The organism is Streptomyces justiciae, from assembly GCF_015163075.1.
GTDB classification, from domain to species: domain Bacteria; phylum Actinomycetota; class Actinomycetes; order Streptomycetales; family Streptomycetaceae; genus Streptomyces; species Streptomyces justiciae.
Genome location: NZ_JADDXU010000050.1, coordinates 1 through 1,051, shown reverse-complemented (window position 1 = coordinate 1,051; position 1,051 = coordinate 1). Strand labels below are relative to the sequence as shown.

Sequence of the window (1,051 nt, the reverse complement as noted above, 5' to 3'; positions counted from 1 at the left end):
TCGACGGTGACGATCATGTCGTTCGCGGCGAGTGAGGCGTCCTCGATGATCTCCCTGGTCGACAGGATCGGCCCGCACGGAATGTTGTGGGCGTTCAGCTGCTCCAGCACCTGCCATTTGGGCAGGGTGCTGGTCCATTCCTCGATCAGCTGGAACATCTTCGCCAGCTTCGGCAGCCGCGCCTGCGGCGTCGCCCACTCCGGATCCTCCGCCAGCTCCGGCCGGCCGATCAGCTCGGCCAGCGGCCGCCAGCCCACCGGCTGCACGATCACGTACACGTAGTCGTTCGGACCGCCCGGCGCACACCGCACCGCCCATCCCGGCTGGCCCCCGCCCGAGGCGTTGCCCGAGCGCGGCACCTCGTCACCGAAGTCCTCGTTCGGGTATTCGGGCAGTGGGCCGTGCGCGAGGCGCTGCTGGTCGCGCAGCTTGACCCGGCACAGGTTCAGCACCGCGTGCTGCATCGCCACGTTCACCCGCTGACCCCGCCCGGTGTGCTCGCGCTGCAACAGGGCGGCCAGGATGCCGGCCACGGCGTGGATGCCGGTACCGGAATCACCGATCTGCGCGCCCGTCGCCATCGGCGGCCCGTCCGCATCCCCCGTGGTCGCCATCGACCCGCCCATCGCCTGCGCCACCACCTCATACGCCTTGAAGTCCATATAGGGACCGGCCCCGAACCCCTTGATCGACGCGTACACGATCCGCGGATTGATCTCCCTGATCCGGTCCCACGTGAACCCCATCCGGTCCACCGCCCCCGGCCCGAAGTTCTCCACCAGTACGTCGGAGCGCCGGATCAGCTCCGTCAGGATCTGCTTGCCGCGCGGTGTCTTCGTGTTCAGCGTGATGCTGCGCTTGTTGCAGTTGAGCATCGTGAAGTACAGCGAGTCCACGTCGGGAAGGTCCCGCAACTGGCCCCGGGTGATGTCCCCGCCCGGCGCCTCCACCTTCACCACGTCCGCTCCCAGCCACGCCAGCAACTGCGTCGCCGACGGACCCGACTGCACATGCGTCATGTCCAGGACGCGGACACCCTCAAGAGCCATCG

General features: G+C 68.3%; 1 protein-coding gene. It reads right to left on the bottom strand.

What is annotated here, in order from left to right; genetic code table 11:
• Positions 1 to 1,049, bottom strand: a 1,049-nt coding sequence (gene frc, locus IQ210_RS46960; protein ID WP_194085403.1) for a formyl-CoA transferase, incomplete at its 3' end; no start/stop codon positions are given.
• Between the last annotated feature and the right edge of the window lie 2 nt (positions 1,050 to 1,051).